We start from the raw sequence: 25,166 nt of genomic DNA, 5'->3' as shown, positions 1-25,166 counted from the left end.
AACATTCATGGAGAGCCTTTGATTTAACTCAGAGCGGGTGACTTTTTTAGTAGATAGCTGAGCCGCATAAATAGCTGGCTAATGTCCGTACCATAACACCTGTTGCGCCTTTAGGCTCGGTACCTTTTTCAGACCACAGCCAAGCGGTACCACCGGTATCCAAATGAATCCAAGGGGTTTCTTCAGCAAAGAAACCGATGAATAACCCTGCTGTAGTCGCGCCTGCCCAGCGGCTTGTCCCTGTGGAGTTCCGAACATCGGCTACATCGCTTTTGAGCATGGCACGATATTCTGGATAGTTCGGCAGCTGCCAAACCTTCTCATCCGCTTGCGCGGCTGCACCCATAAAAGGCTTAAGGAATTCATCATCGTTCGTCACTGCTGCTGTAGCGACATCCCCGAAAGAGATCAGAACCGCCCCTGTCAAAGTGGCAACATCAATTAACCGATTTGCGCCTAGTTGCTTGGCATAAGTAAGACCCTCGGCCAAAATAATACGTCCTTCCGCATCCGTATTCAAAACCTCAACGGAATGCCCGCTAAGCAGTGTAACCACATCGCCAGGACGATAAGCCGCGCCTGAGGTCATATTCTCTGCTGACGGGATGACAACAATTAGATTCACCTTTGGCTTTAGTTGTCCTACGACGTGCATGGCGCCTAGAATCGATGCAGCACCGCCCATATCGCTGATCATTTCTTCCATACCATCAGGGTCTTTCATCGAGATCCCTCCTGTATCGAAGGTCACTCCTTTGCCGACGATTCCAAGCACGTCAGTGGAGTCTGGATCCCCTTTGTATTGCAGGGTGATCAACCGGGGAGGGTTGACGCTGCCAGCGCCAACCGCTGTCAAACCGCCCATCCCGCGGGCGGCAATCTCCTGCTCGTCCAGCACTTCGCAAGCAAAGCCGCAGTGCTGGGCCAGCTTCATGGCTTCCTCTGCGAGGGAAGCCGGAACAAGCTTGTTGCCCGGGAGGTTCGTCAAATCCCGGGCATAGTTCGTGCCCTCCGCAACCGTCTCCGCGGTTGCGATCGCTTGCGCCAGAAGCGCTGCGTCCGCAGCCGCTTCTGTAAGCAGCACGGCCTGACGCAACTCCGCGCGTACAGGCTCATTCTTGCGGTACGACGCGATGCGATACGTACCGAGGAGTAGCCCCTCGGTCAATGCGATAACCGCTGACCGACTGTCAATGCTGCTTGGCAGCTTCAACGCCAAGCGTTCGAGCCGCAGCGCGAGAGCCTCGCGCGCTGCATAGACCGAGGCTGCACGCAGCGTTTCGCGTGAAGTGACGGGGCCTAGCCCCGCCACAAGCACGTAGGCGTACGGCAGCAGCCCATGCGTAGGCAGCGCCTCAAGTTCGCCTGAGGCGCCAGTGAATATGCCCTTCTCTTTTAAGCCTTGAAGAGCCTGATCAAGCTGCGGCTGTCCGAGGACAGCGCCCTGCCGTAGCTCGGATTCGGTTAAGCAGATTACAATTGCGTCTGCCTGCGCCTCATTATTGCTATACGAAGTAAACACCTGTGTGGTTATATCCGTTATCTTAATAAACATATTCGTTCTCCTTGTTTTCATTTAATAGTAAGAAGCAGCCGACTGCACAACCTTTTGCATCGGCAAATGATAAGGACATTTGTCCTCGCAAAGTGGTTTTTCTTTGCAAGGATCATGATCAGCGCAGCCTGTTATCCTATCCTTTTGTTTTTGGAAAAATCCGTCACCTTTCGGCAGCAAACCGAACTTCTCCCTAAACTTGCTAGCGATCATCACATCGGGAATTGAAATTTCAAGCGGGCATGAACAATAATTGCAGCGTCTGCAATCATGCTGACCCAATTCAATCGCCAACTGCTCTAGCTCTTGTCGCTCAGTACTGCCGACTTCTTCTGCCTGAGCGGCCAAATTCTCCTGCACTTCCTTCACGCTCACCATCCCTGAGATCGTCACGTGCACGTCTTGACTGAAAGGATAGCGAATAGCAAGCTCAACAGGCTGGATAAACCCGCCAGATAATGGCTTCATGGCTACCTTCATCAACCCCATTTCGGTTGCTGTAGGTATGAGCGTATCCCTAGCAAACGGCTGTGCCAGGTTCAAATGAAACAGGATTTGGGCGAATTGCCCTTTGGCGATCCACTTCGTCAACAAATCTGGACGATGCCCCGTAATTCCGATAAATCTAACTTTGCCTTCTCTTTGAGCTTCTAAAGCGGCTTCATAAGCGCCGCCTTCCGCCATAATTTCTTGAAACTCGTGCACGTAGTTTACATAATGAATTTGAAGCAAATCTACGTGATCCGTTTTCATTCTTACCAAGCTTCGTTCGATCTCCGATTTGGCTGTCGCATAATCCCTGGCCCCTGTCTTCGTAGCCAAAAAGTAGTCCTCTCTGCGATGCGAAATGCACTCACCGATAATTTCCTCACTGTTGCGATATGCCGCTGCGGTATCTATGTAATTAATGCCATGGTCTAAGGCATAGTTGAGTGTTTCTCTAGCTTGTTCTAGCGGAACACTTGGAAGGTTCATGGCTCCGAATCCAAGTGAGGATACCTTGTAGCCCGATTTGCCGAAAGCTGTGTATCTCAAAGCCAAAGCTCCCTTCCCTCAAAAATGAATGCTCGATTTAAATGCACATGAATGTATTGTAATACAACTCCACCTTTCTTTCCATGAAAGGATGCATATAAGAAGAGTTACCCCTTTTCATGTCATACCATGTTAAGTTACTTGCAAAAAAGTTATTGACATTAGAATTGAGAATTATTATCATGTGAAACGAGACATCATGAGTTTGATAATCATTCTCAAATATTGGGAGGAACATCTTGTGCGCAGAACGCTTTTAAAACTTCATCTTATTGTCAGTTTATTCCTTGGGTTATTCATCGTCGTTATTTGTACGACCGGTAGTATGCTTGTCGTTGAAGATGACATTCAGAAAATGACTCATCCCCTGCTTTATCAAGCTACACCTGGCGATACCCCCATACATACGATCCAGCAAAACGCGGAACAAGCTTATCCTGGCTTTAATGCGGATCGAGTCGATATACCGAATGAAGATGGCCTTTATCATGTTCGTGTAACGAAAGACGTAAATGGTAACACCGCCACACATACCGTTTATGTTGATCCCGGCACAGGTAAAGTTCTAGGACCCGTCGGGCCCGAACGAGATGCCTTTTTTACTAAAGTAGTCCAACTGCACCGTTACTTACTTGTAGGTGACCTCCTTGGTAAAACAAAAGCTTCTTTGATCGGTAGCGTGATGGGACTTGGTTTAATCTTTATTTTAGTTACTGGCGCCTACTTATGGTGGCCAGGCCTTAAAAAATTCGCTAGCGGTTTTCGAATTATCCGTAAGAAGGGTAAGCTTCCTCTCAATCAAGGCCTTCATAAAACCATTGGAATTGTGACGATTCCATTCTTACTTGTATTTGCGATCACGGGTACAGCACTTCATGTAGATAAATATGTGTTTGGTTGGTTTGGCGTAAATACGAAAGCAGAGATACCCGCAGCTTGGACGAAAACAAAAACGAAGGACAAAGAGCCTCTTTCTCTCGATGTGATCGTGCAAAATGCGAAAGAAGCGTTTCCTCAAAATCAACTTATTCGCGTTCAGCTTCCCGTTAAGCCTGATCAGACTTATCAGCTTGCAATGAAAGATGGCTTCAGCCTTAATGGGTCCAACAACGTCACTGTTTATGAAGACCCCTATTCGGGTCAAATTTTAGGTAAAACAAATCCTTATGCAGGTATCACTTTCTATAATGCGTTAAAAAAAGGGCTCCACTACGCAACATGGGGTGGAGAACCCGTTAAAATCTTCAGTGTCATCATGGGGTTAATGCCGCTTTTCCTGATGATCACGGGACTCGTTATCTGGCAGCTGAAAGTTCGCGTCCGGCGGAAAAAGAAAAAAACACCCGCTACTACTCCTGCCTTTCCTCTCAAGGCTCAAATGCCTACTGTCAGTGCGTCTGAGTAAAAGGTAAAATACCCCGTGCCGCTTCTATTTGAAGAAGTGGGCACGGGGTATTTATCTTTTCGGCTAATTTCTTCGATCATCATTAGATCGATCATCTTTGTTGTTATCTCTTCCACGGTTATCTTTAGACCGATCATCTTTATTGCTATCTCTTCCTCGGTTAGCATCCTCATTTTTATCCCGATTATTATCTCTTCCTTTAGAATCGGAATCGTCCCCAGACCCTGGTTTAGTGGTGGGGGACGGCTTTAAGGATGGCTTAGAGGTAGGCTTATTAGAGCTTATGGGTTTGTTCGCAGGTTTTGTACTGGATGGTTGATTTCCAGACGAATCTTTCTTGGGATCTCCGTTATCGTCTTTGTCATCGCGATTGTCGGGTCTCTTCGTTGGTCTAGAATCGTCATTGTTATCCTTACCATCATTCTTGTCGTTCCTCGGTAAAGGGGTTTTAGTTGGCTTCACACTATTCTTGTTGTTATTATTTTTATTGCTATTTTTATCGTTCTTATCATTTTTATCGTTCTTATCTTTGGCTGCTTTATCATTCTGAAGCTGCTCCATTTTTTCATTCAATTTGCCAGATTTCTCATCTTCGACAAGCTTTCTGAGCGTCGTTTTGTCAATTGGCTTTTCTGGCTTCACGAATTTATCGATGCCACCGTTATCTTTGGCAAGCTGATGGATCGATACGGTTTTAATGTCATCAAGCGATACTTTGGTTCCATTGTCCAATGCATTCAGATAGATGGCATATTTGCCCGCTGACACACCGCTCGCTTTGGCTTCCTGCCTCACTTCTTGCGGTGCAGCAAATGCTGTAACTTCATAATTTCTAACCTGGTCAGGATGCGCTTGCTCAATATGCTTGTTGACCTGGACTTTCAGCTTGGTAGCGATCGCCTCATCACTAACAACCGTTTTATCTTGAACGACCGTGCTGCTGATGATAATATCTCCCTCGCCTTTAGACAACGCCCCTTGCTCTGCCTTATCCAGAATCTCAGATGTAACATCTTCCAAAGATTTCCCTTTGAACGCCAACGCTTTAATTAAATTTTCTCCATCCGAATTCAATCCCTGCAGATCCTGAACGACTTCCTGATTATCAATGCCAATTTCTACACTGGGATTAATATCTATCGTAACGTAAGCAACGACTTGACCCCCCGGAACATTTCCTGTCAATGTGGAAACTAATACAAAACATAGAACGATAGCTGCTGCCAATCCCGATGCAATAGCCATTTGCGGTACCTTCAAACGACTATTTATTGGAGCGTAAAGTATTTCTTCCCCAACTTCACAGTTCCGTGTACCTCTTGGAAGCTTATCGAACCGACCGTCTGGACCCATGACGATAATGGAGCTCTCGCTTAATTCCATTACGATTCCCTTGTTCATGCGCTGTTTCTCCCTTTCTTTAACTATAACTAATCGACTCTAATATGTAGATAATCCCGCAAATAAGGGTAAGGACCATTAAAAATAAGTGCTACTGCAATTATAAATTTGCGGTTACGTTCCAGTGTCTTTCTTGAGACCTGTACTTGTTCAAGCAGCTCCTTAATCGGCAGCTGCCGCTTCGTCAGCAGAGTGCGCATAAGCTCTGCGTCCTGTGAAAGGGTAAGACCAATCCCAAACAGCATTTGACGAGAATCATCGTGTTTAGGTGACGTTTCGGTTAATTCAGAAAATGCTATAGCAAAATCTTTCAAGCATCGGGTAAACTCAATAATTTCACTGCGCCGTTCCTCCAGCCCTTTTTGCTTCTCGTAAGCTTCAATGGCTTGATGAACTTCAATTGGATTCATGAAGCTGTCTTCTTCATCCTCCTGATCGAAAGAGCTGTAAGGAATCTGTCCTTTGAATTTCTGCTCTTTTCGCAAGAAATCAATCAGTCTGCGACGAATAACGGTTTCCGCGAAACCCAGGAAGGAGCGGCCCATCACTGCTGAATATTGATTAATCGCTTCATTAAAAGCGCCGAGAGCGATGCTGAATTCATCGTCTCTGGCAGGGTCGATATACCTCTTACAGAACCTGCTTGTGACTTTAGCCACATAGGGCTGATAATCGGAGATGAACTGGTTCCGAAGTCGCAGGTCCCCGTCTTGTATTTGATGTATCATTTCCTCTAATGGAGAGGGTTCAGTATCACTTCGTCCTCCGGCATGCTTCTTGCCGAGAAACTTTTTGAATAGTACAAGTAGCACCGTTCCACCTCGCAATATAGTAATTTCGTCCCTGTTGATAACAATTGGGGGGTACGTTTTTGATATTCAACCAAATAAAAATAAATTTATTATACCATACATGGCTAAATGAGCACCAAATGGGAAATAAAACCTAGCCTACGGTTTCAATTTCATCATTAATCCTTTACAATTATTGAATAGGGAGGTGTTACATTTGGAACCTACAAATAGCTTTGGAAAATTTTTGGAGGAGCTGCGCGGTAAAATATCCTTGCGCAAAGCTGCCGATAAAAGCGGCTTGTCCCATGCTTATATTCGGGATTTGGAGCTAGGACGTAATCGTACCACGAATGATGTGATCAAACCATCCCCTGAAACGTTGAGAAAGCTATCCCTTGCCTATCAATACTCCTATACGGAGTTATTAATGAAAGCTGGTTATTTGGAGGAAAATACGTCCTCGCATACATTTACAGAGATTCAGTTGTCTGACATCTGGTATCTTGAATTTGGCATAAAAAGTGTGCGATATTACACTTATGAAGGTTATTCCGAGGAAATGATAGATTCTCTTGTTGATTTTACTACACTGATTGAAACGTTAACTGACAGGGATTTTGTGAAGTTGGATACAAATTTGTTTGTAAATATGAACAAAATAAATAAGTATGCCCCCGCAGAGGGCAAACTTTATTTTGATTTTAAAAATGAAGAAATCTTTGTCACGATCGCGGCCCTTGCTCAAAAAAAATATCATGAAGCGATTCTTGAATTTGTGGCTGCCAATACAGGTGTGGACATGAAGTTCGAGTCAGAAGCTTCCACTCCATCGTTAAGCTCCCATCTCTTTTCGTAATGTCACATAAATAAAAATTATCGTTGCCATACTTAGCATTTGGTAAGGCATAAGCGTACTAAGCATGTTAGCTTGAAGCGTGTTTCGATAGGCGATACCTAGAATAACCACCAGCATAAATAAGTAAAAACCTGCATTCTCTTTGCACAATTTTCGTATAGTGCGATAAGAAAGTAAAACCAATTCTCAACCTCACCATAGCTACGAGAATGCAGCCATAAAGTGATTATGGTTAGTGGACAACGAATATTGACCATGTGCTGACTTCATTCCATGATCTAGGCTCTCTATACTTTTTAGCAAAACCCGTTCTTTTCCCGAAGTTTCAGATTGCTATCCAGAAAGCAAGGTTTCCCCACTTCACGCAGATTTCTGATTCATATGAAGCATTTGTCTTCGAAAATACCATTAAGCCGGAACTTGCAAAAAGAGTTTGCCAACTTGCTGCAAGACCTCCTGTGTTGATCTTCTACAAAGAAACAGCCGCTTATCCTTCGAATTGGAAGGAAAGCGGCTGTTATATCGAGTGAACCTCCTACATATGCTTGGAGGTTTTTTTATTTTTGAGCCTATCTCTGCGCAAACTAAGCATCTTTAAACGCTTCTTGAGCTGATCTTCCCACTCGGTATCTCCGATTGTTTGAGCAACACTCATCAGGTCCAGTGCCATGTCAATCTGACTGCGTACAATATCTAATGGCTCTTCGCCCTCATGATTTACGCAATTGTCATGCAGCATATGGTCTTTGCCATCTACATATTCAACAAAATCTACCTCGGCTGCCCCATCGCCATGGGCGTATTCCGCTAATATCTCATATTCGTTCTCTACAAGATAATGAACTTCAATGCGGTGACATACCGGGCAAAAGAGTATCGGCACATTGTGGATTTGTGTACGAATGTGCTTCAAAGTTCCTTTCGTTCCGATCATACTGGCTCCACAACAAAAACTCATGGATCTCCCTCCCTTAGAGCTTTCTGTTAAGAAAGCTTGCATCGTAAGCTTAAACTTTTGTTCACCCGGATTACCCCAAATATATTCGTCAGGACACCTTGAAATTCCTTTTTTCCTGTAGGTGTAGATTTTAACAAACAACGCATAAATTTCAAAGCAGAAGCGAATCCTGAAAACAGTCAAATGACTTGAACGAGGAGGACTTCATTTGAAGGCTCTGCCTATCGCCGAATTCGAGATGCCTGATCGCTATCATAAGGACTTGCTTCATCTTATGGCAGTAGATGCTCACACGCTATATGTATACTGGGAAATTAGTGACAGACGGAGATGGCTCATCTCGCAGCACTTTGAATGTGATTATGGAACAATGCCTAAAGTCCTGCGCGTTTACGATGTGACCTGCATCCTTTTTAACGGCAGCAATGCCCATACTTATCAGGACGTAACGACGACACCTGAAGCCCACAATTGGTACCTTCACAATCTTAAAGCCGATCGCACCTATTTGGTCGATATTGGCACTTACTCATGGGAACACGAGTTCATTCCCTTGCTTCGCTCTAACTCCGTGGCAACTCCCAAAGATGCCGTGGCCCTATGGGGGGATCCGATTCAACACGTTGTTACAGAAGCTAATTCAAATCATGTATACAATCGAATTACACCGCATTTCTTCGAAAATATTCAAGCCTATTCTCCCACTATGAGGTGACGATGCTGCATGTTCAATCGGATCAAAAAAAAGCCTGAACTCAATGGCTATTTTGCGCTTGTCCTACATGCGCACCTGCCCTATATTCGTCACGCTGACCGGGATGATTACATCGAAGAACGTTGGTTTCACGAAGCCATGACCGAAACTTATCTACCGCTCGTTGAAATGATGGATCGACTTATCGCTGATCAAGTTGATTTCCGTATTACCTTCTCAATGACACCCACCCTGCTCTCCCTTTTCAGCGATCCCTTGATGCAAGCCAGATATCGTTCTTACCTTGATAAGCTAATCGAGCTTGCCGACAAGGAGCAAATCAGACTGCAAAAAAACAAAGCGCTGCTGCCGCTTGCACAGCGCTATGCTGCGCGTTTCCGGGAAATCCAAGCGCTCTACGAAAGCTGTCATGGCGATGTCATTACAAGGTTCAAACATTTCCAAGATGCGGGTTATATCGAAATCGTCACTTCCGCTGCTACGCATGGCTTCCTTCCTCTCATGAAAACGGAAGAAGCGATCAAAGCGCAAATCGCAACAGCAGTTCGCGATTATGAGCGATACTTCCATACAAAGCCACGTGGCATTTGGCTGCCCGAATGCGGCTTCACTCCAGGCATTGACCGCATTCTGAAACAGTACGGCATTGATTACTTTTTCTCTGATTCCGCTGCAGTCGCTTTGGCTTCTCCGCAGCCTAACCGAGAACTATACGCTCCGCTCATGACGCCTTATGGCGTTAGTGCCTTCCCGCGGGATCCAGAATCAACCAGGCAAATTTGGAGTTCCGAGGACGGTTATCCCGGAGACTTCAATTATCGGGAGTATCACCGCGATTGGGATCTGGGCTGCATCAAATATTATCGCATGACAGTCAAAGGCAGCCACCGAGAGCCCTATCAGCCCGATCGGGCTTCGGAGAAAGTGAGCGAGCATGCCGCCGATTTTCTGTTTAATCGTCAGAAGCAAGCTGAGCATTGGCATCGTTGGCTGGATCGCAAGCCCCTCATCGTGTCACCTTACAATGCAGAGCTGTTCGGCCACTGGTGGTATGAAGGTCCTCTTTGGATCGAAAGGCTATGCCGTAAAATCTTTCACGAACAGCAAACTATTAAAATGATTACGCCCAATGAATATCTTCACGAGTATCCGATAGCTGATGTTGGCAAATTGAATGAGTCCAGTTGGGGGCGAAACCATTCAGCCGAAGTATGGCTGCAGGGAAATAATGATTGGATTTATCGTCATTTGCATCAAGCAGAGGAACGTCTGATTCGATTGGCAACGAAACACGAACACTTAATCAATCATGCGCACCTTCAAGCAAGCTTACTCAAACGGGCTCTAAATCAAGCGGCAAGAGAGCTGCTGCTAGCACAGAGCAGTGATTGGGCGTTCATCATGGATGCACAAACCGTTGTCGATTATGCCGTTAAGAGGACGAAAAACCACTTGGCTTGCTTCCACCATCTATGCGATCAAATTGAGCGAGAACAAGTAGACGAGGTTGATTTAGCCGCTTTGGAAGCGAACGATAACTGCTTTCCTGAAATCAACTATCAAGATTACGTAAGCCTCCATCGTGCCTCTCCGATTCCTATTATTCCAAATCTGGACGATTGGGAAACGCTGTTAGAAGAAACAAAGCACCGCCCGAACGTGTTCATGCTCTCATGGGAGTATCCGCCTAAGAAGGTCGGAGGTCTTTCACGAGCTGTACACGAACTATCCGAAGCACTTGCGGCTGAAGGAGAAGTCGTACATGTGCTCACAACGTCCCATTATGGCGCACCGAGCTTTGAAAAACTAAATGGAGTATACATTCACAGACTCCCTATCGACTCTTCTGGCGATACGCACTTTTATCATTGGACGTTCGAAATGAACCTTGCGATGATTGATCACCTTCTGCTTTGGAAAGAGCACGGAGGGCGGATTGATCTCCTGCATGCGCATGATTGGATGGTTATGCATACGGCCAGAGAAATCAAATTGAGCTTCGACTTACCACTCGTGGCGACCATTCATGCAACGGAATGGGGCCGAAATCAAGGGCGATTAACAACCGACTTCCAACGCAAAATTCATCAGATCGAATGGCAGCTGACTTACGAGGCCAATCGGGTTTATGTATGTAGCACTTATATGAAAGCTGAGGTTCAACACATTTTCAGTCTGCCGCACGAGAAAGTAAACGTGTACCCAAACGGCATTCAAATACCAAGTTCAAATATAGACTTAGTCAAAAATGTTGATTTCTTGAATCATCACGACCGAGTTATTTTCTACATTGGACGCCTCGTGTATGAGAAAGGAATTCAAGTCCTTATCGATGCAATGCCGGCCATTCTTTCTCAAATACCATATGCTCGTCTAGTCATTGCCGGTTCAGGACCTATGGAACAAGAGCTTCGCAAACAAGCGGCTTACTTGGGCGATCGAGTTTGGTTTACAGGTTTTGTTGATGATGCTTACCGCTCTCAGCTTTATCATGCAGCTGATGTATGTGTGATTCCAAGCCTATACGAACCATTCGGAATCGTAGCTTTAGAGGCAATGGCGAACCATAAGCCCCTCGTTGTTTCTGATACAGGCGGTCTAGCGGAAATCATACAGCATGGCATCGAAGGCTACAAAGCACTCCCTGGTCACACCGAATCTTTGGCGTGGCACATTACAGAAATTCTACTGCACCCTGCTCAAGGAGCCAAGATGGCGGATGCCGCCTACTACACCTTACAGGAGCACTACCAATGGAGCAATATCGCAAAGAACGTGCAGCAAGACTATCATAACCTGACATCTCATCAATCAGAATGGGTTGGGAGCACCTGATAGGCAGAAAACACTTGCTAAAGCAATACTAAAGCTCAGTTCATGCTTACGAAGAAAGCTTTCCTAAAGGAAAGCTCAGTGCATGCTTACGAAGAAAGCTTTCCTAAAGGAAAGCTCAGTGCATGCTTACGAAGAAAGCTTTCCTAAAGGAAAGCTCAGTGCATGCTTACGAAGAAAGCTTTCCTAAAGGAAAGCTCTTAGGAGGTTTAACTAATGAAGGCTGTGATTATGGCCGGAGGCAGAGGAACACGACTTCGGCCCCTAACTTGTCATCTCCCCAAGCCCATGGTGCCTCTTATCGGCAAACCCTGCATGGCGTACATTGTTGATCTATTAAAGAAATATGGAATCCACGATATCGCCGTCACGATGCAGTATAAACCTGATGTTATTCGCGACTATTTCGGAGACGGACATGCCTATGGTGTGAATATACAATATTTCGAGGAAACTACGCCCCTTGGTACAGCAGGCAGTGTCAAAAATGCCCAAGCCTTTCTTGACGAAACGTTTATCGTCATAAGTGGCGATGCCTTAACAGACTTTAATTTGGAACAGCCCTTGGCTTTTCACAAACAGAGGCAAGCTAAAGCGACCTTAGTGCTCACACGCGTGAATCAGCCCTTGGAATATGGGGTTGTCATGACCGACGACGAAGGCCAGATTATCAGATTTTTAGAAAAACCAAGCTGGGGAGAAGTATTCAGTGATACCGTTAATACCGGCATTTACATTTTAGAACCAGAGACGATAGAACGAGTCCCGCATGGCAAAGAATTTGATTTTAGCCAACATCTCTTCCCTACATTACTGCAAGAACAAAGTGGCCTGTACGGCTATATTAGCTCTGGCTACTGGTCGGATATCGGTAATCTAGAGCAGTACCGTCAAACCCAGTTTGATATGCTCGATGGAAGAGTCCAGCTCAACATGCCTGGCAAACAAATTCGACCTGGCATTTATCTTGCAGAGGGCGTTGCAACAAACGAGAGCACACGACTAATCGGACCCGCTTACATTGGAGAGGGATGTACCCTTGAGGAAGATGTAGAAATCGGTGAGTACTGCATCATTGGTAAAAACAATCGACTTTCCAAAGGCAGCGTCCTGACTCGAAGTGTTCTATGGGATAACAATCATATTGCTGAGCATAACGAACTGAGCGGCTCTACATTGACTAGTCGAATTATTAGTCATAAAGCTTCATTTTTAGGGGAAGGTTCCGTTATCGGAAACCATGTTGTTATCGGAGCTGGCAGCCACATACAACCGAATGTGAAAATTTGGCCCCATAAACAAATACGCCAAAACACGCGGCTTCATACTTCTTTTATTTGGGGAGATAATGCTTCTAAATCTTTATTTAAGACGCACGGGATCAGCGGAGTGCCCAATCTAGATATAACGCCGGAATTCGTGGCGAAATTCGCCACCGCTTACGGAGCTGGCTTAGCCATTGGCCAAACCTTAACGGTTAGCTGTTCACCGCATCCATTCACCCGTCTGCTGAAACGAACAATCGCAGCTAGCCTTCAATCGGTAGGAGCTAATGTCATAGACTTGGGGGATGCCATTGCTCCAGCAGCCAGCTTCGCTATCTGCCGATTAGGCACAGCAGGAGGTATTCATATCGATTGGTCAGGCTGCAAAAGCGAGCTATGCTCGATTGCCTGCATAGATGCGGAAGGACTGCCGATTACAAGATCAGCAGAGCGTAAAGTAGAGAATAGCTATTGGCAGGAGGACTATAGAAGAGCCTCGACGGAGCAAATCGGAAGCTACAAGCAAGAAGAATATTGGATTGGGACCTACCTCGATGCATTAGCTAGCGAAATTTCGAATGAACAGGATCGTAAGAAGGCTCCCCCCCTTCGCGCCGTCATCGAAGCAAGTCCATGGCTGCAAACATTCCTTGTTCCCTTCTTTGAAAAATTAGGCGTTGAAGCTATACATGTAACGACATCGAGCTTACAGGAGTCGCTTCATGCCTTCGTCCCCCTTTCCGAAGCGCACCTGGGTCTGCGCTTGAACGATGACGGTCGAGGTATGCAGTTACTAACAGAGCATGGAATAACGGTTGATGATGATCTACAAACCGTCTTCCTCTACTTGTGTTATTTGCACAACCGTCCCGGAGCAACCATCGGTGCACCAGTCAGCGCGCCGCATCTTTTGGAAAGCATGGCCGAGAGCCTTGGAGCTACTATCATTCGAACGAAAGAATGGTCCCGCGCCATATTGGAAGCAACGGAACAAGCCCGCATGCACCCTTTGTTCGATTCCTTATTTGCCGTCGGATTGGTCCTGCTGTATTTGGGAAGAACCGGAGTCCCCTTCTCTGAGCTCCTTTCCTTGTTTCCAAGCTTTCATCTCCACCGGGCACGAATCGATTGTCCTTGGGCTAACAAAGGTCAAGTGATGCGAAGCCTAATGGAACGCACAAAAGATACGCGAGTGGATGTAGTCGATGGCATCAAGTTTTATCACGAGGATGGATGGGTGCTTCTGCTGCCTGATGCGGACGATCCCGTCTTTCGGTTAGTCGCTCAATCAACGAGTCCACTGATCGCCCAATCTCTTGTGGAGACCTACCGGGAACACATTCTAAATGAGCTTCAGTAAACATATATTGATAACAGAAAATCCGCTCTTTTCAGGAGACCTGAAGACGGATTTTTCGGAGTCTTAAGATGAAGGAGAGAGCGGCATGAACATGATTCCTATCGTTTCCAGGCAAATCGCTTATGTGGAGTATGACGATCAATCCTCTAGCATGACTGTCCAATATCATACCGGTTTTAAGGCATCTTACAGCAATGTGAAAGAGGATGATTATCTATTGATTGTAACCTCGACGAATCGGTACGACTCTCTAATGCGACTTACGGAGACCAGGTACATAGAAGGGCGTCCCCCCGCTCAGTGAAGGATACAACCCAATCTCCCCTTCTAGAAGGCGGAGATTTTTCGTTTACCTGATGCATATGCTACAATGTTGCTCAAAGTGAGCATGAAATTACAACCTCTCTAGAGAAAAGGTGAGTCCGATTTCTACCCAAGCCCTCTCCCTCGATCATCCGGATCGGGATACGCTCCATCTGCTTGTACAATCACCTTCCGTACTATTTGTGTATTGGCAGCTCTCTGCGAGGAAACGCGACATGATTCAAGAGCATTTCGGTTTCACTTGGCAGTCGCTTCATCCTACTTTACGTGTGTATGACATCACAGGACTTCATTTCGATGGGAGCACCGCGTGCGAAGTATCCGAGCTTCCGCTTCCACAGGGAGAATCCTGCTTTCTCCATGGATTTCATCAAGGGAGGGTTTATATCGCAGATTTGGGCATTTTGAATGATCGCGGACAATTTCTGCCGATTCTGCGTTCTAATAAGGTGGAGTCTCCTCTTTCTGCTCCACATGTCAACCAAGACCAGCTTCGTATAGGCCAGCTTCCCCCCTTAACTTTCCGGGTTATTACACCCGAAGCTTATGAACATTTCTCAGCCTATTCGGTGTATATCCCGAAGGCGATAGATAGAGAACCTGGAGGCGATTCGGATTGAGCCCAACCGCTCATGGTTATGTTGCTTTGCTTCTGCATGCCCATCTTCCCTATGTAGGGCAAGAAGAGACACGCGTTACGTTAGAAGAGCGTTGGTTCTTCGAAGCGGTTATCGACAGTTACTTGCCACTCATAGATATGCTGGAACGACTTCTTGAGGATGGTGTTCGCTTTCGTTTGACGCTGTCTCTCTCCCCCCCATTGCTCGCGATGATGGAGAATCCGCTTCTGCAGGAGAGACTTCGCAAGCATCTTACTGCGTTGAGCGAGTTGGCTAAGCGGGAAGTATTTCGCTTATGGGGGGACGCGGACTTCGTCCCTACGGCCATGCTCTATCAAAGCCGTTATCGTCGGCTTGTGAAGCTCTACGATCGCCTGGGCGGCGATCTCATCACGAAGTTCCGCAGCTTGCGAGACACAGGCTGCATCGAATTAATCACGTGCGCTGCAACACATGCGTTCTTGCCCCTGATCAAGAACGATACCGCGCTGCGCGCCCAGCTTGAAGCCGCCGTAGCCGAGTTCCGGCGGCACTTCGGCTCCGCCCCGGCAGGGATCTGGCTGCCGGAATGTGGCTATACGCCTGCGGTGGAGCCCCACCTGCAGGCGCTAGGCCTTCGCTACTTCGTCGTCGACGCCCATGCGCACGCGCAGGCGGTGACGGCATCAGACGCGAAGGCCCGGACGGGCACGCCCCTGCGCACCCAGGGTGGCGCCTGCGCCTTCGCTCGGGACCTTGAAGCCGGCGCCCAGGTATGGAGCGCCGATTCGGGATACCCGAGCGATGCCGACTATCGCGAATATTATCGCGATATCGGCTACGACCTCGGCCGCGCAGGCGGGGCCGAGTGGGACTACATCAAGCCCTATGTGCTGCCAGATGGCGAGCGTATTCATACGGGCTTGAAATACCACCGCGTCACTGACACCGCCACAGGCAGCGACAAAGCGCCCTACCACCCGGAGCGCGCCGCTCAGAAAGCTCAGCAGCATGCTGAGCATTTCGTAGCTGCCCGGGTGACACAGCTTCGCCGCCTCGCTAGCGAGAGCGAGGCCTGGCATACGGCCGCGGGCGAACGCCAGCCACAGGCGTCAGAGCCACCAATCATCGTATGCCCCTACGATGCTGAGCTATTTGGCCACTGGTGGTACGAAGGCCCTCAGTGGCTGGAAGCCGTACTCCGCGGGTTCGATGCCGCGCGCAGCAGCAGTTCAGACGTAGTTGTGTCTACAACTACGTTAGGCGACTACGCCACCGCCCATGCGCCCACCACGGAAGCGGAGCTTCCCGTGTCGAGCTGGGGCCGCGGCGGCTATGCCGAAGTCTGGCTGCAGCCGCGCAGCCAGTGGGTGCAGCCACAGCTTCATGCAGCAGAAGATCGCATGATTCTTGCCGCGAGGAAATATCGCGACGACTCTCTGCTCTCTGTATGGCAGAAGCGCATGCTCAATCAAGCTGCGCGCGAGCTCATGCTTGCGCAAAGCAGCGACTGGACATTCATCCTAGATGCAGGAACTGTGACCGCTTACGCCGAGCATCGAATTAAAACGCATTTAGAACAATGCCATCTACTACTCGAACATATAGATAACAGCGCGGACAACCACTCTGAATACCTCTCAGAGACACTGAATCGCTTAGAAAGAAGATCACCCGTTCTCCGACAGATTAGCTATCAATTTTATAAAGAATACAATGAACATGCGTTTTCTCTGCAAGAGGACTTTCAAGAATCTTCTCAAGCTTCTGCCGACAAGATCCTTCAAGCATCATCTCAGCACTCATTAGCCCGGAACAAGCCCTTACGCATCTTGATGCTCGTTTGGGAATATCCGCCGCGCGTAATCGGCGGCCTTGCCCGAGCTGTCTGCGACTTGTCCAAACAGCTTACTTTATCGGGACACACCGTACATGTCATTACGTGCCATGCTCCCGACAGTCCCTCTTACGAAATATCGGACGGGGTGCACATTCATAGAGTACAAGTGCTTCAATCCATTCAAGCCATAAATTTCTTGGACTGGGTCTTTCAAATGAATATGGCTTTCACAGATACGATACTTCGTTTATCTCAACAGAACGTAGCATTCGATATCGTCCATGCTCATGACTGGCTCGTTGTTTACGCAGCCAAAGAAAGTAAACAAATGCTTGGTCTTCCGCTCCTTGCCACGATCCACGCTACCGAATTTGGGCGAAATCAAGGAAATCTGGAAGGCGACATTCAGCAGCGAATTCATGAACTTGAAGCGAAGCTAACCCGCGAAGCCGATCAAATAATAGCTTGCAGTCTATACATGCAAGCTGAGGTGTGTCAGCTGTTTAAGCTGCCGATCTGCAAAGTGACCCGAATTCCAAATGGCATCGAGTCTTATCGCAAACCAGAACCTTATTCGAAAACGGCAAACCCGCTTCTATTATTAGCGATCAGTGAAGCTGCTGGTCAGGACCGCATCATCTGTTTTCTTGGACGACTCGTCCACGAAAAAGGTGTCCATATCCTCATCGCCGCCATGCGTCTCGTGCTCAAACGCTTCCCTACTGCTAAGCTTGTCATTGCAGGAGCTGGCCCTGCACAAGATTCACTGCAGCTCCAAGCGGAACACTTAGGCGACCGAGTATACTTCACTGGCTTTCTCGATGAGGATGACAAACAGATGCTGCTTCAAGCAGCTGAATTTTGCGTATTTCCGAGTCTTTACGAGCCGTTCGGCCTCGTCGCCTTGGAGGCCATGGCCAGCCGTACTCCACTCATCGTTTCCGATATTGGAGGTCTTGCCGAAATTGTGGAACATGGCATTGACGGTTGTAAAGTACCTGCTGACGATGTGAACGCACTTGCTTGGAAAATGGCAGAATGGCTGGAGCATCCCGAACTTGGTGATCAACTCATAGAGGTTGCGGCCGCTAAGGTTCTCACCGTTTTTAACTGGCGAGATATCTGCGATTCAACGACAGCCGTCTACAGCGAAGTAATGAACCGATGGGTACCGAATTCAGGTATATTCCCTTCACAGCAGGAAATAATAAAATAATATGTGAATTGATACCAATTTGTAAGCGCCCACACTTTAAATATTCAGAATTTTTTCAAAGAATCATTGATTCCTTGGTAATAATTAGGTAACCTAGTTGCAAGCCCTGTGCTGATCATGTTCGATCAAAAGTCATACTAGAGACGCGATAGCGATAGTAACCATCGATGATAAAGGGAAGGTTTGCCGCATCGTAATCAAACAAACGAGTAGGGAAGTGATTTTTTGCCTAGACATCTGGTCATCGGAAACGGAAAATTTCTCATTAACCTCGATCAGCATTCCTACATGCGCGATCTGTACTATCCTTTCGTAGGCCAGCTTAACCATATCGGCGGATATCAGTGCCGTGTAGGTATATGGGTGGATGGTGCTTTCGCATGGCTTAATGCCCCAGAATGGCAATTTAAGCTTGGATATGTAGAAGATTCTCTCGTAACCGAGGTAACGGCTACACATCCTGGCCTTGGCGTCACCCTGCTCATGAATGACGGCGTTCATCAGCGCGAAGATATTTACTTAAAGCGCATTCAAATTACGAATCATAAAAACACCGTACGCGAAGTACGCATGTTCTTCAATCAAGACCTGCTGATTAATGAAACAGAGGTTGGGGATACCGCCGCTTACTATCCTGCGACGAATACCGTTTTTCATTATAAAAAGGACAGATATTTCATGTTTAACGGCAGTACCGGAACGGAAGGCATTTATCAGTACTCAACTGGTGTCAAAAGGTTCTATAACGCCGAGGGTACTTGGCGCGATGCGGAAGACGGACACTTGATGGGCAATGCTATTGCGCAAGGGTCCGTGGATAGTACAATTTCCTTCCGGCTTTTCGTACCTCCTGAAGCTAATCAAACGATGTATTATTGGATGGGTGCAGGTAAAAACCTGGAGGAAGTTAAGAAGTTAGACACATATGTCAAAGACAGTCACCCTGGTAAACTGCTGGACCGTGTAACGGTCTATTGGCAGCGGTGGGCTAACAAATCAGAACGCGATTATGGTGATTTGCCTTTAAACGTTCAACGTCTCTTCAAGCAAAGTCTTCTGATTGTTAGGACGCAAACCGATGTGAACGGCGCCATCATAGCGGCTAACGACTCGGACATTATGCAAAGCAATCGCGACCATTATAGCTATATGTGGCCGAGGGATGGCGCGCTCATTGCTTATTCCATGTCTATGGCTGGCTATCAGGGCATGATTATTCCGTTCTTCAACTTCTGTGCCAACGTGCTCTCATCCGAAGGATACCTGCATCATAAATACAATCCCGACGGCACGGTGGGCTCAAGTTGGCATCCTTACATTCATTCCGGACGTGTACAGCTGCCCATCCAAGAGGATGAAACAGCCCTTGTCCTGTTCGCGCTCTGGCAAGATTTCCAAAAAAACGGCTCCCTTGAGTTTGCGCAATCTCTCTACCGTAACCTGATTCGCAGAGCGGCAAGATTTATGTCCACTTACGTGGATCAGGAGCTTAACTTGCCAAAGCCGAGCTATGATTTATGGGAAGAACGTTACGGTATCTACACATTCACAGCCTCAGCTGTATACGGCGGACTTATCGCCGCCTCGAACTTCAGCAATCTGTTTGGGGATGAAGAGCGAAGCAATCGTTACAAGCATACGGCTGAGAAGATTAAATCGGGTATTCTTAAACATTTATGGGATGAAAATGAAGGCCGCTTCGTCCGTGGTTTATATATGGAAGATGGTGAATGGGTCAAAGATATGACGTTGGAAAGCTCCGTTTATGGCATTTTCGAATTCGGTGTCTTACCTGCGGATGATGATCGTGTCGTAAGCACAATGAGAGCGAATAAAAATGGCCTCACGATCAAAACCGAAGTCGGTGGATCCGCCCGCTATCAACACGATTATTACTTTCAACGTTCCACCGATATCGATAATGTTCCAGGTAACCCATGGATTATTTGTACGCTGTGGATCGCTGAATGGGAAATCGAATACGCCAAAACGCTTGCTGATCTTGAAGCCCCTCGACAAACACTGGAATGGGTTGTCAAGCATGCTATGGAAAGCGGCGTTCTGCCGGAGCAGTTAGATCCTTTCACGGGAGATCCCGTTTCCGTAGCTCCGCTCACTTGGTCGCATGCCACTTATGTTCTTGCCGTTGTGAAGTATTTAAACAAATACAAGCAGCTTGCAAAGTAACAAGTAAGCCAATCTAGAACGGCCTAGAATACCAATGGCCTTCTATAGAAATGACCCGGAGGGTGAACACTTTGACAACAAGTGCTCACCCTCCGGATTCTTTTTTATAGAGACCATTTTTGTCGAAGCTTACTGTTTGTTGAAAATAAAGTCATAGACTGCCGCTGTTTTGTTGTCATTATTGAGCTATCGTGTCCAGTCTAACGGTGGTCACTTAACTGTAATCTTCAATTAATGATATTTTTCCTTCATGAATCCCAAATACTGACTTCCCTTTTAGTTGAATCTTATCTCCAACCTTTAATCCGTTAGGCAAATCAACAGCCACTATTGCATCATAATCAATATGTACTTCTACTTTATCGCCTACAGTACTGTATTTAGTAACTGTCTGATGACGGCTAGAGAAAATCTTTATCGATTTTTCCGCCAGTTCTCTAAACTCATGTATTCCTCTCGTTTCTGTGTCAATTTTACCATTCGAAAAATTCCTAAACTGGATATCTTTATGTAGGTGCTTAACCAAGCTTTCAATATCAAATGAATTGTAAGCCTCAATATATTTTTCGATGATTTCTTTGTTCTTTATACTAATCATGGTCATGCTCCTCTCATCCATTTTTATTTGCATAATACCTATATTCGTTAAAACATAAATTTATCCTTTATATGTAATACGGTCATGACAGCCCATCTGAAGAGCATCCATCGCCCAACGGAAGGCGAGTACCTTAGAGAAGGTTGATCAGGCAATTAGCCTCTTACGAGCCAACAAAGCATCAATTTCAATAGCGTGTCAGAAGAATCGGGGGTGTTGACTTTTTTATCAATTGTGCACAACCCTATTCAGAAGCTGAAGCAGCAGCTCTCTTAACAGTCTGTACTCGGAATGCATAACGCCACAATAGCCCATTCAAAACCGCCGAAATAAGAATGAATATATACGTGCCGTAAGGAGCTGAGGTGCTGAAATAGTGCACCGCGCTAATTCCGACAATAAGGAACAGGAGGAGAAATACTTTCCAAGTGTCTCGCTGCTGTGCCCATTGGAACGATTCTGAGAACGGGAGTGCTTTATTCATGCTCAGAAAGCAAATAATGGCGTAAAGCGAAGCATTTAATAAGACAAGACACAAATCAGGAACAACTTTCCATCCAAATATCCCCACATAAATAATACTTTCCCACAGAAACATTGGAAAAAAAAGTTTGATGATAAACGCCTTCATCGTTCCTTTGAAGATAGATGAGGTTGACGCAATCGGCGTAACCTTGTAAATCCATGCCCCTTTGTAAGTACCTGAATACCGCAGCATTAAGATGACTGTAGGGATAAGCGTAAAGGTGAAATAAATGGTCAAATACCATTTGCTCGCGCTTAACGCTGCCCAGGATGACGTTCTGAGCTCATTGAAGATGAAAATAAACGGAAATACCATCGCAAATCCGAATGAAGGGTACACTTTCAGCTTGAATTCCCTTTCATTTTTCAACATATTAACGGCAAATCGGAAGAAAGTCCACTCCATAGGTTCTCTACATACCCACTTCAGGTATCGATCGGGAATGAAACTACCGCTTCTCCTTCCTCCTACTCCTTCGTGAGAGAGTTTCAGAAGGTTACGTTCAAAGGACGGAATGAATTGAATATATACGATAATAGCGAGAATTGGGACGACTAGCGCTAGAATGGAAAAAGCAATATGAGAACCATCTATCTTTTTTTGAAACAACATCTCCGTGAAGGCTCCATACCATAGGGGCGGTATGAAGATTTGCCACCATTTGAGTTGAAAAACAATATTCATTCGAATAATTTCGAACGACCTAGCAAGCAGTTGATAAGCAAGCATGATCATGATGCTTAGGCTAATTTGGACATAGTTAATAATATCCTTGAGTTTTTCCCCATCAAAAAATTGCAAAATAAACAAATACAGCATCGCCGTTAGCACTAAAAAAAATAAATCCAGCAGGACAATCTCCATTATAAAAATGAACGTAAACCAAATACCCTGGCGAAATAATGAGGCTAACAACGGGGCAGCCATTAGGGCGCTCGTCAGATAGAACAAGTACATACTTACATGCACGGTTTTGGCCAAATTCATCGTTCTTCTGCTGATCGGCTTCGTAAATAAGATGTTTTGGTCTCGCACATCTAACAGGACAGAGGAAAAATCAGAGATCATGGTCGTCATGATAAGAAAAGAAAAGATACCAAAAACAAGGCTCATTTGAAACAAGTAATGTTTACCCATGAGGAGAAAGGGAACCATGATAAGCCCCATAAGCGCATAAATCCAGAGCGATTTGATGAACTGATTACTCTCATCGTTGTGCTGCTCAGCGGCTTTTTTGTTATTGAAGGCTCCTTGAAGAATCGTTGTACTTCGTCTTCCATCCATCGTCAGCTTAACCTGAAGGATCCGCCTCATCACTGGATAATCTGCCCCCAGCTTGTTGAATATCGCTTCAAACTTATCTAATACTCGTAGGGATCTGTAATCTTTCATGCGTTACTCCTCACGTACAATAGATACGAATTGTTCCGCTATTTCTTGGTGCTCATGAAACCCAGTCAGCTGATTGAAAATTTGCTCCAAGGTCCCTTCCTTACATTGCTCTTTCAGATCCTCAAAGCTGCCATCCGCTACGAGTTCGCCTCCATTGAGCAATACGATGCGAGAACTGATTTTCTCCACGACGTCCATGATATGGGAAGAATAGAAAATCGTCTTGCCTTGTTGGGCTAGCTGCATCAAAATTTCTTTGACAATCATGACACTGTTCGCGTCCAAACCACTTAATGGTTCATCCAAAAACAGCAAATCCGGGTCATGCAGCAAACTTGAGATGAGCATGACCTTCTGCTTCATCCCTTTGGAGTAGGAGGAGATTCGGGCATGATACACGTCTTCCAGCCCTAATTTGCTCATCAGTCTTCGTGCTTTATAGTCAGCGTTGTCATGCGTCATGCCATAGAGCTCCCCGATAAAAGAGAGGTACTCGCTAGCGGTTAAGTTGTCGTACATCTCCGCAATTTCTGGAACATATCCGATTCTTCTTTTATAAGCTGTATCACCATCCGCGATATCTTGACCAAATATGCACACCTGCCCTGAATAGCCTGTAACAAGACCGAGCATAATTTTGACTGTCGTACTTTTTCCTGCCCCATTCGGACCAATATAGCCTATGATTTGTCCTCGCTCTACCTCTAGGTCAATCCCTCGTAGGATAAATCTGTCCTCATATTTCATTCTAAGCTCCTTAATCGATAGCACATTGCCTTCGGAATTTCCCATTTCCCCACCTGCTTTGTCGGATTCTAAGCTTCCATGCCTACCCATCATACCAAAAATGGATTGGAATTATCTACCTTTTAATGGTGATCATAGACTTCCTAGCAGGCTATCCAAGTCAAAACAAATTCTAAAAAAAGAGCCGAAGATGCTCGCTCTATCTAAAAAAAACGCAAAACCCTATGTAAGCGGTCTTACGTTTCTTCATCATGCAGCTCATTCTAACGATGTATGCAACTTATAAGCCTCTGCATCCAATAATTGTTCCAGTTCTGACTCCCGGCTCCACTGAATGGCGTACAACCATCCTTTATCATAAGGAGATTCGTGCAGTAGCAGCGCTGCTCTCTCGATTAACCGATTGACTGCCGTCACACGACCTGATAAAGGTGAGCGCAAATCGTGCTCTCCATCCACGTTCTCGACCGAACCCAGATACTCGCCTTGATCCACGCGCATATCCATCTCCGGCAGATCAATGTAAAGGATCATCCCCCATTCGGTAATCCCAGTATCCGTCAAACCAATTACGGCCACTTCATCTTCGAGCCTAATCCAGAAGTGATCTCTGCTATATTTCAAATGTGTGGGTACTGACACGCCCGTTTTCCTCCAACTAAGAAAAGCTCCTCCGCTCGCATTCGCATGCCAACAAGAGGAGCCTCTTCATTTGTTAAAACCTTATTTAACAACCAGGTTTTTGTCGCCTGGTTTCCAGTTCATTGGGCACAATCCGCCGGATTGAAGCGCTTGAAGCACACGAAGTGTTTCTTCTACGCTACGACCTACGTCGTTGTGATTAACTACTTCGTATTTCAATTCGCCTTCTGGATCGATGATGAACAGACCGCGAAGCGCGATACCTTCTTCTTCAATCAGAACGCCGTAGTCACGAGCTACGGATTTCGTGATGTCAGCAGCAAGCGGGAATTCCAATTTGCCAAGACCATTGTCATTGATTGGTGTATTGATCCAAGCTTTGTGAGTGTGAATGCTGTCGATGGAAACACCAAGAATCTCAGTGTCCAGTTCTTTGAACTGACTAGCAGCATGACTCAAAGCTGTGATTTCTGTAGGACATACGAATGTGAAGTCCAATGGATAGAAGAACAATACTAACCATTTTCCTTTGTAATCAGACAAAGAAGCTTTACCAAACTCTTTACCATCACCTGTAGCTGTCTCCATTGTAAAATCTGGAGCTTGTTTACCAACTAAACGCTCTGCCATGTGTATAATTCCTCCTCATATCTATCTTCTTCGTATAAAATGGTAACATCCGCCTACTTGAAAGTCAATAATTAGATCCTATATTAAATAATAATTATTATAATAAAAGGAGGCTTCATGAACATGAGCGAAATTGCATCTCTCCGAACATTTCTCAGCGCGCTGCTTCCCTTATCCGAAGATCAACAAAATCGCTTCTGCCGCTTATTTTCACCCATTTCCATCGCCAAAAATGAAGCACAAAAAAAGAGCTTGTCAGCAGCATGTATCACATGCTTCAGCTGACGAG

At 46.1% G+C, this 25,166-nt stretch carries 22 protein-coding genes and 1 pseudogene; 12 read left to right on the top strand and 11 right to left on the bottom strand.

Features of this window, described 5'->3' with window-relative positions; genetic code table 11:
* Positions 1-46: 46 nt before the first annotated feature.
* On the bottom strand, positions 47-1,555 hold the full coding sequence (locus tag GK047_RS14615; RefSeq protein WP_163947781.1) for a leucyl aminopeptidase: 1,509 nt from the start codon (positions 1,553-1,555) through the stop codon (positions 47-49).
* Between the two features lie 21 nt (positions 1,556-1,576).
* Positions 1,577-2,590 (bottom strand): aldo/keto reductase, encoded by a 1,014-nt coding sequence (locus tag GK047_RS14610; RefSeq protein WP_163947778.1) that lies wholly within the window; start codon positions 2,588-2,590, stop codon positions 1,577-1,579.
* Positions 2,591-2,831: 241 nt separating this feature from the next.
* Between GK047_RS14610 and GK047_RS14605 the strand changes: the two genes are divergently transcribed.
* Entirely contained in the window at positions 2,832-3,995 is a 1,164-nt protein-coding gene (locus GK047_RS14605) for a PepSY domain-containing protein (protein WP_163947774.1), read from the top strand.
* A gap of 63 nt (positions 3,996-4,058) precedes the next feature.
* Here the strand turns inward: GK047_RS14605 and GK047_RS14600 are convergent, their stop codons facing one another.
* Both GK047_RS14600 and sigI read right to left on the bottom strand, forming a co-directional pair.
* Positions 4,059-5,396 (bottom strand): anti-sigma factor domain-containing protein, encoded by a 1,338-nt coding sequence (locus GK047_RS14600; protein ID WP_163947771.1) that lies wholly within the window; start codon positions 5,394-5,396, stop codon positions 4,059-4,061.
* A 29-nt stretch (positions 5,397-5,425) separates the two neighbouring features.
* On the bottom strand, positions 5,426-6,208 hold the full coding sequence (gene sigI, locus GK047_RS14595) for an RNA polymerase sigma factor SigI (protein ID WP_346010341.1): 783 nt from the start codon (positions 6,206-6,208) through the stop codon (positions 5,426-5,428).
* Between the two features lie 196 nt (positions 6,209-6,404).
* Here sigI and GK047_RS14590 point away from each other — a divergent pair, with 196 nt between their 5' ends.
* A complete protein-coding gene (locus GK047_RS14590; RefSeq protein WP_163947769.1) occupies positions 6,405-7,046 on the top strand; it encodes a helix-turn-helix domain-containing protein in 642 nt (213 codons plus the stop codon).
* Here GK047_RS14590 and GK047_RS14585 read toward each other — a convergent pair.
* A complete protein-coding gene (locus GK047_RS14585) occupies positions 7,023-7,163 on the bottom strand; it encodes a hypothetical protein (RefSeq protein WP_163947766.1) in 141 nt (46 codons plus the stop codon). The two genes, GK047_RS14590 and GK047_RS14585, sit on opposite strands and share 24 nt — an antisense overlap.
* A gap of 418 nt (positions 7,164-7,581) precedes the next feature.
* Positions 7,582-8,004, bottom strand: a complete 423-nt coding sequence (locus GK047_RS14580; RefSeq protein ID WP_163947762.1) for a hypothetical protein — start codon at positions 8,002-8,004, stop codon at positions 7,582-7,584.
* Positions 8,005-8,212: 208 nt separating this feature from the next.
* Here GK047_RS14580 and GK047_RS14575 point away from each other — a divergent pair, with 208 nt between their 5' ends.
* From GK047_RS14575 to GK047_RS14545, 9 genes and pseudogenes are all read left to right on the top strand, one after another.
* Positions 8,213-8,719, top strand: coding sequence for a DUF4912 domain-containing protein (locus GK047_RS14575; protein ID WP_163947759.1), 507 nt, complete (start codon positions 8,213-8,215; stop codon positions 8,717-8,719).
* Between the two features lie 9 nt (positions 8,720-8,728).
* Positions 8,729-11,554 carry a 1,4-alpha-glucan branching protein domain-containing protein gene (locus GK047_RS14570; RefSeq protein ID WP_163947756.1) on the top strand — a complete coding sequence of 942 codons (2,826 nt, stop codon included), beginning with the start codon at positions 8,729-8,731 and terminating at the stop codon, positions 11,552-11,554.
* A 213-nt stretch (positions 11,555-11,767) separates the two neighbouring features.
* Positions 11,768-14,176: a sugar phosphate nucleotidyltransferase gene (locus GK047_RS14565; RefSeq protein ID WP_163947752.1), complete on the top strand. Its 2,409-nt coding sequence runs from the start codon at positions 11,768-11,770 to the stop codon at positions 14,174-14,176.
* 85 nt (positions 14,177-14,261) lie between these two features.
* The gene (locus tag GK047_RS14560) at positions 14,262-14,480 is read left to right on the top strand and encodes a KTSC domain-containing protein (protein ID WP_163947750.1); all 219 of its coding nucleotides are present in this window, start codon (positions 14,262-14,264) and stop codon (positions 14,478-14,480) included.
* A gap of 112 nt (positions 14,481-14,592) precedes the next feature.
* A complete protein-coding gene (locus tag GK047_RS14555) occupies positions 14,593-15,120 on the top strand; it encodes a DUF4912 domain-containing protein (RefSeq protein ID WP_163947747.1) in 528 nt (175 codons plus the stop codon).
* A pseudogene (locus tag GK047_RS30650) lies at positions 15,117-15,875 on the top strand (1,4-alpha-glucan branching protein domain-containing protein); the annotation flags it as partial. The gene GK047_RS14555 and the pseudogene GK047_RS30650, both read left to right, overlap by 4 nt.
* On the top strand, positions 15,829-16,026 hold the full coding sequence (locus GK047_RS29685; protein WP_240343956.1) for a hypothetical protein: 198 nt from the start codon (positions 15,829-15,831) through the stop codon (positions 16,024-16,026). The pseudogene GK047_RS30650 and the gene GK047_RS29685, both read left to right, overlap by 47 nt.
* Positions 16,023-18,155, top strand: coding sequence for a 1,4-alpha-glucan branching protein domain-containing protein (locus GK047_RS14550; protein ID WP_240343955.1), 2,133 nt, complete (start codon positions 16,023-16,025; stop codon positions 18,153-18,155). Before GK047_RS29685 ends, GK047_RS14550 begins: the two co-directional genes overlap by 4 nt.
* A 225-nt stretch (positions 18,156-18,380) precedes the next feature.
* Positions 18,381-20,342, top strand: a complete 1,962-nt coding sequence (locus GK047_RS14545; RefSeq protein ID WP_163947741.1) for a glycoside hydrolase family 15 protein — start codon at positions 18,381-18,383, stop codon at positions 20,340-20,342.
* A gap of 214 nt (positions 20,343-20,556) precedes the next feature.
* Here GK047_RS14545 and GK047_RS14540 read toward each other — a convergent pair whose 3' ends face one another.
* The 5 genes from GK047_RS14540 to GK047_RS14520 form a co-directional block, all read right to left on the bottom strand.
* Positions 20,557-20,940, bottom strand: coding sequence for a nuclear transport factor 2 family protein (locus GK047_RS14540; RefSeq protein ID WP_163947738.1), 384 nt, complete (start codon positions 20,938-20,940; stop codon positions 20,557-20,559).
* Positions 20,941-21,184: 244 nt separating this feature from the next.
* Positions 21,185-22,858 carry a hypothetical protein gene (locus GK047_RS14535; protein WP_163947735.1) on the bottom strand — a complete coding sequence of 558 codons (1,674 nt, stop codon included), beginning with the start codon at positions 22,856-22,858 and terminating at the stop codon, positions 21,185-21,187.
* A gap of 3 nt (positions 22,859-22,861) precedes the next feature.
* On the bottom strand, positions 22,862-23,650 hold the full coding sequence (locus tag GK047_RS14530) for an ABC transporter ATP-binding protein (protein WP_163947732.1): 789 nt from the start codon (positions 23,648-23,650) through the stop codon (positions 22,862-22,864).
* 213 nt (positions 23,651-23,863) lie between these two features.
* Complete coding sequence (locus GK047_RS14525) at positions 23,864-24,247, bottom strand: glycine cleavage system protein H (protein ID WP_163947730.1); 384 nt, start codon at positions 24,245-24,247, stop codon at positions 23,864-23,866.
* 81 nt (positions 24,248-24,328) lie between these two features.
* A complete protein-coding gene (locus GK047_RS14520) occupies positions 24,329-24,877 on the bottom strand; it encodes a peroxiredoxin (protein ID WP_163947727.1) in 549 nt (182 codons plus the stop codon).
* A gap of 123 nt (positions 24,878-25,000) precedes the next feature.
* Here GK047_RS14520 and GK047_RS14515 point away from each other — a divergent pair, with 123 nt between their 5' ends.
* Positions 25,001-25,162 carry a hypothetical protein gene (locus tag GK047_RS14515; protein WP_163947724.1) on the top strand — a complete coding sequence of 54 codons (162 nt, stop codon included), beginning with the start codon at positions 25,001-25,003 and terminating at the stop codon, positions 25,160-25,162.
* The last annotated feature ends 4 nt before the right edge of the window (positions 25,163-25,166 follow it).

This window comes from Paenibacillus sp. SYP-B3998 (genome assembly GCF_010820665.1).
Classification (GTDB): Bacteria; Bacillota; Bacilli; order Paenibacillales; family NBRC-103111; genus Paenibacillus_E.
Note: the sequence above shows the minus strand (reverse complement) of the source record. Positions and strands in the feature narration are given on the sequence as shown.